This is a genomic window from Gemmatimonas sp. (genome assembly GCF_021298855.1).
Taxonomy (GTDB): domain Bacteria; phylum Gemmatimonadota; class Gemmatimonadetes; order Gemmatimonadales; family Gemmatimonadaceae; genus Gemmatimonas.
On the sequence record NZ_JAJTHI010000083.1, the window covers coordinates 20,229 to 33,832 of the forward strand.

11 protein-coding genes and 1 other annotated feature are annotated in these 13,604 nt (G+C 67.2%); of the genes, 2 read left to right on the forward strand and 9 right to left on the reverse strand.

What is annotated here, in order from left to right:
- Positions 1 to 19: 19 nt before the first annotated feature.
- The 7 genes from holA to LW840_RS17110 form a co-directional block, all read right to left on the reverse strand.
- Positions 20 to 1,144, reverse strand: a complete 1,125-nt coding sequence (gene holA, locus LW840_RS17080) for a DNA polymerase III subunit delta (protein WP_291266969.1) — start codon at positions 1,142 to 1,144, stop codon at positions 20 to 22.
- 37 nt (positions 1,145 to 1,181) lie between these two features.
- Positions 1,182 to 1,745 carry a hypothetical protein gene (locus LW840_RS17085; RefSeq protein ID WP_291266970.1) on the reverse strand — a complete coding sequence of 188 codons (564 nt, stop codon included), beginning with the start codon at positions 1,743 to 1,745 and terminating at the stop codon, positions 1,182 to 1,184.
- 363 nt (positions 1,746 to 2,108) lie between these two features.
- The gene (locus tag LW840_RS17090; protein ID WP_291262114.1) at positions 2,109 to 2,753 is read right to left on the reverse strand and encodes a sigma-70 family RNA polymerase sigma factor; all 645 of its coding nucleotides are present in this window, start codon (positions 2,751 to 2,753) and stop codon (positions 2,109 to 2,111) included.
- Between the two features lie 290 nt (positions 2,754 to 3,043).
- Positions 3,044 to 3,589 (reverse strand): NUDIX hydrolase, encoded by a 546-nt coding sequence (locus tag LW840_RS17095; RefSeq protein WP_291266971.1) that lies wholly within the window; start codon positions 3,587 to 3,589, stop codon positions 3,044 to 3,046.
- Complete coding sequence (locus LW840_RS17100; RefSeq protein WP_291273403.1) at positions 3,586 to 4,296, reverse strand: SET domain-containing protein-lysine N-methyltransferase; 711 nt, start codon at positions 4,294 to 4,296, stop codon at positions 3,586 to 3,588. Before LW840_RS17100 ends, LW840_RS17095 begins: the two co-directional genes overlap by 4 nt.
- A 113-nt stretch (positions 4,297 to 4,409) precedes the next feature.
- Complete coding sequence (locus LW840_RS17105) at positions 4,410 to 5,813, reverse strand: pitrilysin family protein (RefSeq protein WP_291262111.1); 1,404 nt, start codon at positions 5,811 to 5,813, stop codon at positions 4,410 to 4,412.
- Entirely contained in the window at positions 5,810 to 7,120 is a 1,311-nt protein-coding gene (locus LW840_RS17110; RefSeq protein WP_291262110.1) for a pitrilysin family protein, read from the reverse strand. The genes LW840_RS17105 and LW840_RS17110 overlap by 4 nt, the downstream gene beginning before the upstream one ends.
- Positions 7,121 to 7,246: 126 nt before the next feature.
- Here LW840_RS17110 and LW840_RS17115 point away from each other — a divergent pair, with 126 nt between their 5' ends.
- A complete protein-coding gene (locus tag LW840_RS17115; protein ID WP_291266973.1) occupies positions 7,247 to 9,088 on the forward strand; it encodes a leishmanolysin-related zinc metalloendopeptidase in 1,842 nt (613 codons plus the stop codon).
- On the opposite strand, the gene LW840_RS17120 is transcribed toward LW840_RS17115, so the two are convergent.
- A complete protein-coding gene (locus tag LW840_RS17120) occupies positions 9,089 to 9,790 on the reverse strand; it encodes a YdcF family protein (protein WP_291262108.1) in 702 nt (233 codons plus the stop codon). It lies immediately after the preceding gene.
- A gap of 70 nt (positions 9,791 to 9,860) precedes the next feature.
- Positions 9,861 to 11,276, reverse strand: coding sequence for an MBL fold metallo-hydrolase (locus LW840_RS17125; protein WP_291273402.1), 1,416 nt, complete (start codon positions 11,274 to 11,276; stop codon positions 9,861 to 9,863).
- A gap of 703 nt (positions 11,277 to 11,979) precedes the next feature.
- On the opposite strand from LW840_RS17125, the gene LW840_RS17130 reads away from it, so the two are divergent.
- Positions 11,980 to 13,244, forward strand: a protein-coding gene (locus tag LW840_RS17130) for an IS3 family transposase (protein WP_291277452.1) whose coding sequence is annotated in 2 segments (ribosomal slippage) — positions 11,980 to 12,295 and positions 12,295 to 13,244 — 1,266 coding nt in all. Because the reading frame shifts where the segments join, the coding sequence is not laid out codon by codon here.
- Positions 12,282 to 12,410 (forward strand) — a sequence feature (AL1L pseudoknot). (Overlaps the previous gene by 129 nt.)
- Positions 13,245 to 13,604 lie beyond the last annotated feature (360 nt).

A 13,604-nucleotide genomic window follows, 5' to 3' on the forward strand; every position in this document is an offset into this window, starting at 1 on the left:
ATGTCATCATCATTCCTCGTTACGCGGCTCGTCGCGACCGGGTGGCGCAGAGCGCCAGCACGAGCGACGTGAGCAGCTGCTCTTCGTTCGACACTCGCGTGTCCTTGAGTGCCGTATCCGCCTCCAGCAACAGGGCCAGCGCACGGGCGCAGGCCTCGGCGCTCCAACCATCGGTCGCCCGGGTCCAGGCCGACGCCGCTTCTCCCCACGGACGTCCGGGATACCCGCCCGTGTCCTTGAGGAAGGCGAAGTACTCCTGCGGCAGCCGCGGCGTGGGTACGCCCGCATCGCGCCGCGCGCGACCGAAGCTGAGCGCAAAGGCCTGGGTGCCCAGCATTATCACCACCTGCACGGCAGACATCTTGGGCTGGCTGAGCACGTGCGGCACCAGCTGCACGGCGGCCTGGGCGTCATGCCGTGCCACGGCATCCAGCAAATCGGTCACCGTCTCGCCACGACGCACGCCCACGACCGCCGATACCGCCTCCACCCCAATGGCGGCGCGTGGTGCGCCGCCGTGGGGCGCGCCGACATCGTCGTGCATCCCCAGCTCGTAGCTCGCGCACTTGTCGAGCTCCGCCGCCAGCAGATGCAGGTCGTTGCCTACCGCCTGCTGCAGCAGCTGCGCCGCATCGTCGGCAATGTCGACCTGCAGCACCGTGGTCGCATGATGCGTGATCCACCGGCGCACCCGTTCCGGAGTGAGCGGCGCGAACTCGAGCGAGACACTGGCGTGCAGCAGGGCGGGATCGGCCTTGGTGCCGGCGGGGGATACCAGCAGCAGCAGCGTATCGCCGGCGGGACGCTCGAGGTACTTGTCGAGTTGTACCCGCGCCGCCTTCTTGAGGCCGGTGACGTCGCGCAGCACGACGGCGCGCCGTTCCGCCAGCATGGGCGGCGTGGTGAGCAGGCTGGCCACGCTTTCGGCATCGAGGTCGCTTCCCCGCCGCTGCTCCAGATTGAAGTCGCGGGTGGAGGGGTCGATGGCCGCCTGCAGCAGATCATGCAGGGCGCCGTCCTTCAGGAAGTCATCGTCGCCGTGCAGGTAGTACACGGGTGCGAACTGTCGCGACTGCACCGCCGCCTGCACCACACGCAGGGGAGCGCTTTCCTTCGGGGGCGTCGCCGATGACTTCGGGGGCATCCGCGAAAAATAACAGGGACCGTGTGGTCCCTGTGTCTCAGCGCAGTTCGGCGAACCGGTATTCGACGTTCACGAAACCCACCGGCGCGTCTTCCACGATCATCGCCGCCGGCCACACCGGGTTGCCGGTGGACATTGCCTGGACCAGCGCGGGCGTGAGGTACGGGGCCGATGAAACGGGAACCGGCGGCATGGCCAGGACCGGTTGCATGGCCAGCGTTGGTGCGCGGTTCTCGCGCAGCGCCTGCAACGCCAGGGCGCCGATCACGACGCTGGCGGCCATGGCCAGCGCCGTGCGTGACGGCGACACCAGTCCGCCATTGGGGAGCGCCACCGCGCGCCGTTCGCGCACCGCGCTGGCGGTGGCCTCCCGCTCAGCCCGGCACTCGGCCAGACGCGCCTGCAGCCGCGACTGGAACTGGGCGCTGGGCTCGAGCATGGGCATGTTGCGCGCCACCATGAGAGAGCGCCGGACCAGCGTGTCGTGGGCCGCGCAGGGGTCGCAGTCCAGCACGTGGCACTGCGCCTGCGCCATCAGGTCACCGGGCAGCGTATCGTCGAGATACGCGAGGTGGTGTTTGCGGAAGAGCTTGCAGTCCATCGGAATGAGGCGGAAGCCTGCGGAGAATGCGTGCAGGCGAAGGTACCCAGCGGGACCGGAGCGGTTCCGGGGGGATCCCCCGACACGGGCCCCGATCGCGCCGGGGTCCCGCGCCGGGCTCGGCAACACACGAGATACGAGCGGGAGACGGGAGGCGCAATTGGAATTGTCATTCCTGAAGCAGGATTCATTGGAACAACCTGGTTGCAAGGGAGGAAGCAGGAAGAAGGTGCTCAGGAGGCAGGGAGCAGGTGCATGCGGAAAGGGGCCGGCGCACCCGCGCCGGCCCCCCCCGCTCCTGCTTCCCCCGGAGACCCTTCCCCCTGCCCCCTCCCTTGTCACAAGAGGGGCGCGGAGCGCCCCCTACCTCACCAACGGCGCGATGATCTCCGCAAAGGCCGTTCGCGCGCGGTTCAGCCGCGACTTCACCGTACCCAGATTCACGCCGGTGATGTCGGCGATCTCCTCGTAGCTCTTCCCCTCGAGCTCGCGGAGCACGAACACCTCGCGATGATGGGCCGGGAGCTGCCCCACCGTCTGCTCCACCATGTCGCGCAGGTGACGCTTGCGGAACAGGTCGTCGGGACGCGAACTCACGTCCTCGAACTGCAGCGGCCGCTCCTCGTCCTCGAACTTCGCCTTGATGGTTTGGAACAGAACCAATGGATTGCGCGACCGGTTGCGCAGCTCGTTCTTCGCCAGGTTGGACGCAATGGTGTAGATCCAGGTGCTGAACTTCTTCGATCGGTCGAAACGACCGATGTGGCGATACACCCGGATGAACACTTCCTGCACCAGGTCCTCGGCGCGATCGCGGTCGCCGATGGTGCGGTAAACGAAGTTCAGCAGACGGCCCTGATAGCGGTCGACAAGCTCCTCGAACGCCCGCTCCTCGCCAGCGAGGAACGCCGACACCACATCCCCGTCCTCGAGCGTGCGCAGGTGCTCCCGCACCGGCACGGCGGGGGTGGAGTGCGACGTCAGTTTCGTACGAGCCAGTTCGGCCATGGGTCGAGCCCTCCTGCCAAAGGCAGAGCGCCAGCGGTGACGCGCGAGAGACACCGCGCGGTGCGGAAACCAGACCGCCGGACGACCCGGCAGACCATGTTGGTGCACACCAAGGGGTATCGCACGGGCCATGCCGCGGGGAACATTTTGGAACATTCTCCCGCAAACCGTTGCAAAACAACGACTTACTGTTCTGCCTCCCGTATCACCCCGGTACCATCTGTCCGCTCGAGCGTCCCTTTCCGGAGATTCCTGTCCGGAAAAGTGGACACCACCCGCGACATATCGGCTCAGTTGAGGCGAAAGCCTGCCGCATAGAGCAGGGCCAGCGCCGTTTTGGCGTCCTGGATCTCCCCCCGCTCGATCATGGACAGGGCGCGCGACAGCCGCGTCGGCACCAGCTCCATGAACTCATCGGCCTCGCGATGCGCCTCACCGGGCACGAGCCCCGTCGCCACGAAGAGATGGATCTTCTCGTCCGTGAAGCCGGGAGTCGTGTACATGGTGAACAGCTGTTCGACACGCGCCGCCGTGTACCCGGTTTCCTCCTGCAGCTCCCGCCGAGCGCAGTCGGCTGGGCTTTCCCCGGGGTCGAGCCGTCCCGCCGGGATCTCGTACAGAAACTGCTCGGCGGCATAGCGGTACTGCCGAATGAGCAGCACCTCCGGGTCGTCTCCGGCATCCCCCAGCAGCGGCACCACCGCGCTGGCACCCGGATGGCGAATCATTTCCAGCGTGCCAACCGACCCATCGGGAAAGCGCACCTCGTCGAGATCGACCGAGATGATGCGGCCGTGATAGACGCGCGTCCCACCCACCTTGCCGGGTTCGCTCACCGGCGCTGTCTCGTGGCGTGCCGTTCGGCCACGTGCGGGTGCCGGACGTGCGGATCGGCCGGCTGCGTGGCCGTCCGCTTGCGCACCGGTTTCTTCGGCTTCTTCACATCGTTCCCCGCCAACCACTCGCGTGCCGTCTTCCTGAGATAGACCGGCACCCGCAGGATCGTCCCGCGGCACTTCTTCGAACCGCAGCGGCAGGCGTAATACCGGATGTCCTCCGGCTCGTATTCGTCCTGCCAGTCGAAGCGGTAGTCGTACGTGAGCTCGGTTTCGGGGGCAATGGCCTTGATGGCCTTGATGTAGATGTGCCCCCGCTCGATCTCCGTCTCGCAGTTCGGATCACAGGAGTGATTGATGAACCGCGCGTCGTTGCCGCCATAGCGGGCGTCGAGCACCGTGTTCTCGTCCAGCACGAAGAGAAACGTGTGGTGCCGCCCCTCGTTGTCGTCGTAGCGACGGTCGGCTTCCTCGTGGGTGATGCGCTGTCCCCAGTACTCGTCCACGATCTGGCCCTTGCGAATGGGCTTGATCGCAAATGCGCCGCGCCCCTGAATGCGCGAGCGCCGCACTTCGTACAGCTCCGACTTGGGCGGCTTCGCCGGCGTGGCCTTCCGGGCCGCCTTCTTGGCCGCCTTCTTGGCCACCTTCTTGACCGCCTTCTTGGCCGCCTTCCTGGCCGGCGGCGGTGTCGGTGTGGTGGCCACCTTCCGGGTGACCGTGCGGGGCGAGGCTGGCGAAGACTTCCGAGCTGGCGTCACGAGAGGAGAACGTGGGGACGAAGGAACGGGCAGACACCCGGTGAACGACGCACGATCAGCTAGACCGCGTCCGCGTGATCGTCGTCGAGGGGATCATACACCGTGATGGGACCCAGCCCCAGTGCAGCCACCGGCTCGCGGATGGCGTTGGCATCGCCCACCACCACCACCTGCAGTCGCGACGGGTCCAGATGCGTGCGGGCCACGCGCAGCACGTCGTCGGCCGTCACCGCGGCCACGCGCTCACGATAGGTATCGAAGTAATTGCTGGGCAAACGGAAGATCTCCACGTTCGCCATCCCCCCCGCCACCTCGGCCGTGGTTTCGAAGCGAATGGGAAACACCCCCACGAGATACGACACCGCCAGCGACAGCTCCGCCTCACTCACCGGCATTTCCCGGATGCGCGTGAACTCGGCCACGATCTCCCGCAGCGCGTCGGCGGTCACCGCCGTCTCCACCGCCGTGCTGATCTCGAAGGGACTCGCCGCGCGGCGCCAGTCGAAGGCGCTGTGCGCGCCATACGTGTACGCGTGCTGCTCGCGCAGGTTCAGGTTGAGCCGGGAGGAGAACAGCCCGCCCAGAATGGCGTTCATCACTACCACCGGGAAGTAATCCGGATGGAAGCGCGGAATCGCCACATGGCCCACCCGCACCTCGCTCTGGGGGGCATCCGCCTTGTGCACGAGATGCACACGGGCGTCGAGGTGCCGTTGTGCGGCGGGCGGTTCGGTGACCGGGGGCGCCGTACCGGCCCAGTCGCCGAAGTGCGTACTGGCAATGCGCACCGCCGTCTCCACGTCGATGTCCCCCACCAGCATGAGCGCCGTGGCATCGGGACGATAGTACGTCTCGTGGTACGACACGACCGCGTCGCGCGTGAGTCGCTCGATGCTGCGTTCGTCACCACCAGCGAGCCGGGCAAAGCGGGACGCCCGCTCGTACAGCAACCGCGAGAAGAACACATCACTCAGCCCACGCGGCTCCGTGCGCAATTGCGCCAGATCCGCGCGTCGCTCGGCCCGCAACCGTTCCAGCTCGTGCTCGGGAAATGCCGGGTAGCGCAACACTTCCGCCAGCACCGCCAGCGCATCCTCCACGCGTGAGGACAGCGCCGTCAGCTGCACGATGGCCGAGTCCCAGTCGGCCCCGGTATCGAGCGTCGTCCCGAGCATTTCGAGGCGCGTGGTGAGCTCCAGGGCATTCATGGTGCGCGTGCCCTCGCTCAACCCGCGCGTGACCAGCTGCGCCAGCCCCTCGTGGTCGCGCGGGTCACGCGTGGCCCCGGCCTCCACGACGGCCAGCGTCGTCACCACCGGATACGCCGGCACCGAGGCCACCATGACCCGCAAGCCGTTGGAGAGGATGCGCGTCACGAAGTGCGGGAACCGGTACGGGCGCGGCGCCCCGGCGCCAGGGCGCGGCGGCGCCACCGGCATGGAGACCAACGCGGACGTGCTCATGCCATCGCCTCGGCCAAGACCGCCGCCGCTTCAGCCGGCGGCTCCTCGGCGGGCACGTACACCAGCAGCACCCGGTTGTCGGCGCCCAACCGCTCGCGGGCCAGACGTGACACATCGGCGGCCGTCGTGGCCGCGTAGCGGGCCACCTGGGTGTTGACCAGCGTGGGATCGCCGAAATACGTCGCGAAGCGTGACAACTGGTCCGCGCGCTCCGCCGCCGATTGCATGCTCATGACGAAACTCGTCTCGATGAGCGCCCGCGCCCGCGTCACTTCGTCCTCCGTGACCCCATGCGCGACCATCGCATCGAGTTCCGCCAGCACCGCCGCCTCCAGCTGCTCTGCGCTCACGCCGGCGTGCGCGGTGGCATCGATCACCAACAGGTCACTGCCCTTGGCCAGATCGTAGGTGAAGGCACTCGCCTGGGACGCAATGCGCTGGCGCCGCACGAGCGACTGCTCGAGCCGGCAGCCGGTGCGCATCCCCAGCACGGCGCCGGCCAGACTGGCCGCATAGTAGCCATCGGTACCGAACACCGGGGTGCGGCACGCCACGAAGAGGCGCGGCAACGCCACGGCGTCGGGTATCACCTCCCGGCGCGTGTTCCCCAGGGTGGGTGGCACGGTCATGTCCCGCAACGGCGGCCGCGGAGCCCCGCGCGGGATGTCGCCGAAGTACGAGGTGATCAGGCGCACCGTTTCGGTGCGGTCGAAGTCGCCGGCCACGGTGAGGACCGCGTTGTCGGGGGTGTAATACGTGCGGAAGAAATCGGCGACGTCGTCGAGCGAGGCGTCGCTGAGATGTTCCATCGAGCCGATCAGGGAGTGGTTGAACGGATGCTCCTCCGGGAACACCAACGCCGGCAGCCGCTCCCACCAGCTACCGTACGGCTGGTTGTCCACCGACCAGCGCCGTTCGTTCTTCACCACGTCCCGTTGCGTGTCCAGCTTGTGCTGCGTCATCGCGGGGAGCATGCGCCCCATGCGATCGGCTTCCAGCCACAGCGCCAACGCCAGCTGGTGCGACGGCAACGTTTCGTAATAGTTGGTGCGGTCGAGCCACGTGGACCCGTTCAGCGTCCCGCCGGCACGCTGCACCAACTCGAAGTGTTCATTGGCCTCGACGTTTGCCGACCCCTGAAAGAGCATGTGCTCGAACAGGTGCGCAAAGCCGGTGCGATCGAGTCGTTCGTTCGCTGAGCCGACATGGTACCACAGATTCACCGCCACGATGGGGGCCGTATGGTCCTCGGAGAGCACCACGTGCAGGCCATTCGGGAGGTGGTAGCTCTCGACGGGGATGTGCATGGGTCAATATTCGGGCGTGTACCAGCAACTCGAAACCCCGCGCGCATGCATTCGCGTTCATCGGCGACGACACGGTCGCCCTCGCCAACTTCTTGCGTGATCACTCCCCTTCGCGTTCACCACGTTATGCCCACTCGGTCCTATTGCGCCCGCGCGGTCCACGTCTTTCTGGCCGCGGCACTGCTGGCGTGCGGTGACGATCCCCAGGTGCCGACCGCCGCCGCACCGGTGGAAGCCACCACCTTCACGGGGCGTGTGAACGCCGTGCTGCAGCAGGCGCCCAGCGTGCGTATCACCGACCAGCGGGGGAAGAACATCAAGGGGCTGCTGGTGCGCTGGCGCGTGACCGGGGGCAATGGCCGGGTGTCGAGCGACTCCGTGCGCACCGACGCCGGCGGTGTGGCCTCCTCGGGCGGGTGGGTGCTGGGGACCACCGCCGGCACGCAGACACTCGAAGCGCGCGTGGACGGGTTGTCGCCGACGGTCTTCACCGCCACGGCACTGCCGGGCGCGTTGGCCACCGTGGCGCTCGCCACCGTGGACAATCAGGTGGCGACCGTGAACACCGACGTCCCCGCTGCGCCGGCGGTGCGCGCCGAAGATCAGTTCGGCAACGTGATTCCCGGCTTGCCGGTGACCTTCGCGGTGACGCTGGGGAACGGCAGCGTGACGGGCGCGAACCAGACCACCAACGCGCAGGGTGTGGCGACGGCCGGCGGGTGGCGTCTTGGGACGCAGGCCGGGGCACAGCGGCTGCGCGCCACTGTGGTGGACGCGCTCAACGGGTTCACCACCTCGGTGGACGCCAGCGCCGTGGCCCAGCCCGGGCCCGCCGTGGACCTCATCAAGATCGCCGGCGACAACCAGGTGGGCTCCTTCGGCAATGCCGTACCCGTCCCGCCGGGGGTGCGCGTCGTCGACATCTTCGGCAACGGCGTGGGCAACGTGCCGGTCACTTTCACCCCCGGGCCGGCCTCGGGCACCGTCGCCTCGGCACAGCAGACCTCCGACCCCGCCAATGGCACCGCCTTCGTGGGCGCGTGGATTCTCGGCCCCACCGAACCGCGGCAAACGCTCGTGGCCAGCAGCTCCGCGCTTCCGGGACGCGCGGTGAGCTTCACCGCCACCGTGAGCACGTCGCAGTTCGACATTGACGTGCGCTTCATCGGCACGGTGAACAATCCCGTGGTCCGTCAGGCGTTTCTCACCGCTGCGGCCAAGTGGCGCACCATCATCGTGGGCAACCTGCAAGACACCCGCGTCGTCGAGGGAGCGGGGGAGTGCGCCTCCTGGATCCCCGCCGTCAACGAAGTCATCAACGATGTGGTGATCTACGCCCGCGTGGCGCCCATTGACGGCGCGGGAGACTCCACCGGAAACATTCTGGGGCAGGCGGGACCCTGCGCGGTGAACACGCGCACGTGGCTCACCACGTACGGGCTCATGGAGTTCGACGAGTTCGACCTCAATGCGCTCGTGGCCGAGGGGCTGCTCACCGATGTGATCGTGCACGAGATGGGGCATGTGCTGGGGATCGGCACCCTCTGGGATGTGCAGCGCACCCTGCTGGTGGGGGAGGGGGGCAACGATCCGTACTTTCAGGGGGCCGGTGCCCGTACGCAGTTCACCCGGCTCAACCGCGCCGTCTACTCGGGCACGCCGGTCCCGGTCGAGAACAGCGGCGGTATCGGGACGCGCGATTCGCATTGGCGCGAGAGCATTCTGCGCAACGAACTCATGACCGGGTTTCTCAATCGCAGCAGCAATCCGCTGAGTGCGCTGTCGGTAGGCTCGCTGCAGGATCTCGGCTACACCGTCAACCTCGCGGCCGCCGAAGGCTTCTCGTTTGCGGCGGCCCTCTACCGCTTCCCGGTGGAGCAGAGCAGCCGCCGATTGCACAACGATGTGAAGCGGCTGCCACTCAAGGGCTTCGACGAACGGGGGCGTGTCACCCGGCTGCGCCAGTGATCAGCCCGACGCCGACGCCGAATCGATGGTGCGCCCGCTCAGTGTGAGCCAGAGCATGAGCACCAGGTCGGTGGGCAGCGCCACCGACTCGCGCAGCATGTACTCGAGCACGGCGCGGTTGGCAGAGATGGGGCTGGTACGCGTGGGCGAGGGAAGCGGGGTGAGCCCGTGCAGCCGGGCCAGGATTTCCAACCGCAGCATGTGAAATGGGTCGCTCACCAGAAGGACGCGCGGTTTGGCCTGCTGTGCCGCATCCACGGCAGGGCCAGCGAGGGAATCGCGCCGATGCACCAGCAGCTGCGCCGCACCCTGAATGGAAGCCAGCGATGTGCGGCCAGCGGATTCCAGCAGCATCGCGTCCTTGGGGATGCCGCGACGCACGAGGTAGCGACGGCCGGCGGCCGCCTCACTGATCAGATCACCCGGCCGCCGGCCGCCGGTGAGCACCACCTGCGGCGCCCGATTCGTGGTGTAGAGACCGAAGGCGTGATCCAGCCGCGACTTGAGCACCGGTGACGGACGCCCTCCGTACTGCGCCGCCCCCAGCACGACGATCGCATCGGCCGTGCCCGCCGAGGCGCGACGCGACCATCCGGCAATGCACAGCAACACGATGAACCACCCGGCCCCCAGCACGATGAGCGCGCGGGTGGCGAAGCGCACGAAGCGCGGGCGAGGAATCTTCGGAGCCTGACGGACCATAGACTCCGCCAAACTACGCCATATCGCTGTCGGGCGGCACCGTCACCGCCACGACGTGTGGGTCACGCCATCACCGCGCGATCGCGACCGTGGTGCCGGAGGAGGGGATCTCCACGTGGAAGTCGTCGGCACGCAGTCGCACGGCGAATGCGTCCTGTGCCTCCGCTTCGCCATGGACCAGATACACGGTCGGCCGCGCACGCCCCTCCTCCCGGCCATGCGCACGCACGCTCTGCAGCCAGCGGTGCAACTCCCCGCGGTCCGCGTGCGCGCTGTAGCCCAGCAGCACCTCCACCGTCGCCGCCAGCGGCACCTCCTCGCCGAAGATGCGCAGTACCGGCCGCCGCTCCACGATGCGGCGCCCCAACGTATGCTCGGCCATGAACCCCACCACCAGAATGGTGTTGCGCGGGTCACTGGCGCCGTAGCGCAGGTGATGCAGGATGCGCCCCGACTCGACCATCCCCGACGCGGCGATGACGATCATGGGACCATGCATGGTGTTCAGCCGCTTCGATTCGCTCACATCACGCGTGAACTTCACCATGGGGAAGTCGAAGAGGTTGGGCGCGCGGCGCACCAGCTCCTCGTTGTGATCGTACGCTTCCGGGTGCATGGCGAACACCGCGGTGGCATCCGTGGCCAGCGGTGAGTCGATGAAGATGGGGATATCCGGAATCTGCCCGCCGCGACGCAGCGCATGGAGGTCGTAGACCAGCTCCTGCGTGCGTCCCACGGCGAAGGCGGGAATGAGCACCCGCCCGCCACGGGCGGCGGTGTCCCGCACCACGCGTGCCAGCTGCGCCCGCGCGCCGTCGACCGACTCGTGATCGCGATTGCCGTAGGTGCTTTCGCAGATGATGACGTCGGCGCCCACTTGCGGGGGCTCGGGATCACGAATGATGGGCAACCCGCTGCGCCCGATGTCGCCGGAGAACACCACCCGCCGGACCTCGTCGCCCTCGCGCAATTCGACCACGACCGAGGCACTGCCCAGAATGTGCCCCGCTTCGGTGAACATGGCCCGCACGCCATCGGTGACCTCGAACCACTTCTTGTACGGCATGCCGATCATGTTCTCGACCGTCCGGGTCGCATCCTCCACCCGGTAGAGCGGTTCAATGAACTCGTTGCGGTGCTTCGCCAGATACTCGGCGTCCTTCTCCTGGATATGCGCCGAGTCGGCGAGCATGATGGCGCAGAGGTCGCGCGTCGCCGGGGTGGCCCAGATACTCCCCTGGTACCCCTGCGCCACGAGGTACGGCAGGCGGCCGGCATGGTCGATATGGGCGTGGCTCAGGATGATCGCGTCGATTTCGGCGACGGGCACCGGGAGCGTCGTGTTGCGGGCGCGTGACTCGCTGCGCCTGCCCTGGAAGAGCCCGCAGTCGAGCAGCACCGTGCGCTGCGTGCTGCCGCTGCCCACGCGCAGGATGTGGCAGGAACCGGTGACTTCGCGCGCGGCGCCGGAGAATTCGATGTGCATGGTCAGGACCTGCTAGAGGACACCAGAAATGTGCGCTTCCCTTGTATATCAGACACGTGCCCTGTGAAGTGCAATACCGACAAGAAAAGCGACGTGCGTTCGGTAGCCCTTGAGCTACCACCCCGTGGAGTAGAAGTACACCGCGTTCAGATCTGGGCGAACGATAAAGTACCATCGGTTGCTTTGCTCGCCGTCGATTGGATCCACCAAGTACAGTCCGCTACGCAGTTTCGCTGCAACCACACCCTTCCATGTGGACGGGAGGGTCTTGCCGAATGTCGAAAGGCGTGACACGACGAGCGCGTTGAGCGAGTCGCAGAGCGCGGGTGACGTTACGAGCGACACGCTATCCGGTGACGAGGAAGCGACGCCTGCCTCGCTGCGGAGCCGGGACGCTGACGAATCACTAGCGAGCCAAATTGCGCGAGACATCAACAACTCAGCGTCGCCCTCAGTCATCGACTTACATCCAACGATAGATGCGGAAGAGCGCGAAGCGGGCATCCTCAAAAGGTTTGTATCGCCCTCGTGACCGAGTCCCACACTAGCGGTGAGACATAGAGCGATTACGGCCTTACGCATGATCCACCTCTCGGGAATTCTGTGTAGTTGGCGTTAAGCTGAGTTTGGTCCGGTATCCGCACCAACGTCCTGAACCGCCCCGGGTTTGATGGAGACTCCCAGCTTTGTGAGATTTGGGAGCATGACGAAAGACAAAGGGGTCCGAGGGCGCGGCCGCAAGCCCTTTTCGGCTGAGGTCCGCGAGCGGGCCGTTCGGCTGGTGCGAGAGCAGCGGGACGCCCATCCGACGCAGTGGGCGGCGATCTGGTCCATCGCGGAGAAGATCGGCTGCACGGCCGAGAGGCTCCGGCTGTGGGTGCGGCAGGCGGAGCGCGAGGCGGGGCAGCGCCTCGGCGTGACGACCGACGAGCGGGAGCGGCTGCAGCAGCTGGAGCGCGAAAATCGCGAGTTGAAGCGGGCGAACGAGATTCTGCGGAAGGCCAGCGCGTTTTTCGCCGCGGCGGAGAGCGACCGCTTCACGAAGTAGGGCCCGCCGTGATCGATGCGTTCATTGACGCGGAGCGCGGCGTGTACGGGGTCGAGCCGATCTGCGCGGTGCTGCAGGTCGCCCCGTCGGGCTATTGCCAGCGCCGCGCGGTCCGTGCGGACGCCACCCGGCCGTCGCCCCGCGTGCAGCGGGACGCCGCGCTGCTGGAGCAGATCCGGGCGGTATTCCGCGACCACCATGAAGTGGACGGCGTGCGGAAGATCTGGCATCAGCTCCAGCGGGAGGGCGTCACGGTCGCCCGCTGCACCGTCGCGCGGCTGATGCGCCTCGCGGGCCTCCACGGCGTCGTACGGGGCCGGCGCACGACCACCACGCGCCCGGACACGGCCACCCCCTGCCCGGAGGATCTCGTCCAACGGCCGTTCACCGCCGAGCGACCCAATCCGCTGTGGGTCGCCGACTTCACGTACGTCGCCACGTGGCGCGGCTTCGTGTACGTGGCCTTCGTGGTCGACGTGTTCTCGCGGCGGATCGTCGGCTGGCGGGCGCTCACCACCATGCGCGCGGACTTGGTGCTCGATGCGCTCGAGCAAGCCTTGCATGAACGCGAGCTGGATGGCCGGCTCGTGGTTCACTCGGATCGCGGGTCGCAAGACGTCGCGATGCGCTACACCACCCGTCTCGCGGACGCGGGCGCGGCCCCCTCGGTCGGGAGCGCGGGCGATGCGTACGACAACGCGCTCGCCGAGTCGATCATTGGGTTGTACAAAACCGAGGTCATTCATCGGCGTGGGCCCTGGAAAGGCTTCGACGACGTGGAGTATGCGACGCTGGAATGGGTCGCGTGGTTCAACACCCGCCGCATCCTCGAGCCCCTGGGGTATGTTTCCCCGGCGGAATTCGAGGAGCAGCACTACCGCACCCAAGCGGCTCCTGCGGAGCGCTTGGCACTCAATTAACCGAGTCTCCACGAAACCTGGAGCGGTTCAGGCGTCCCTTGCGACTACCACGGCGTGGCAAAGTAGTATACTGCGTTCGAGTCTGGGCGAACGAGAAAGTACCACCGGTGGCTCTCCTCGCCGAGGATTGGATCCACCAAGTACAGTCCGCCACGCAGTTTCGCTGCAACCACACCCTTCCATGTGGACGGGAGGGTCTTGCCGAATGTCGAAAGGCGCGACACGACGAGCGCGTTGAGCGAGTCGCAGAGCGCGGGTGACGTTACGAGCGACACGCTGTCCGGTGACGAGGAAGCGACGCCTGCCTCGCTGCGGAGCCAAGACGCTGAAGAATCGCTCGCGAGCGACCTCGCGAACGAC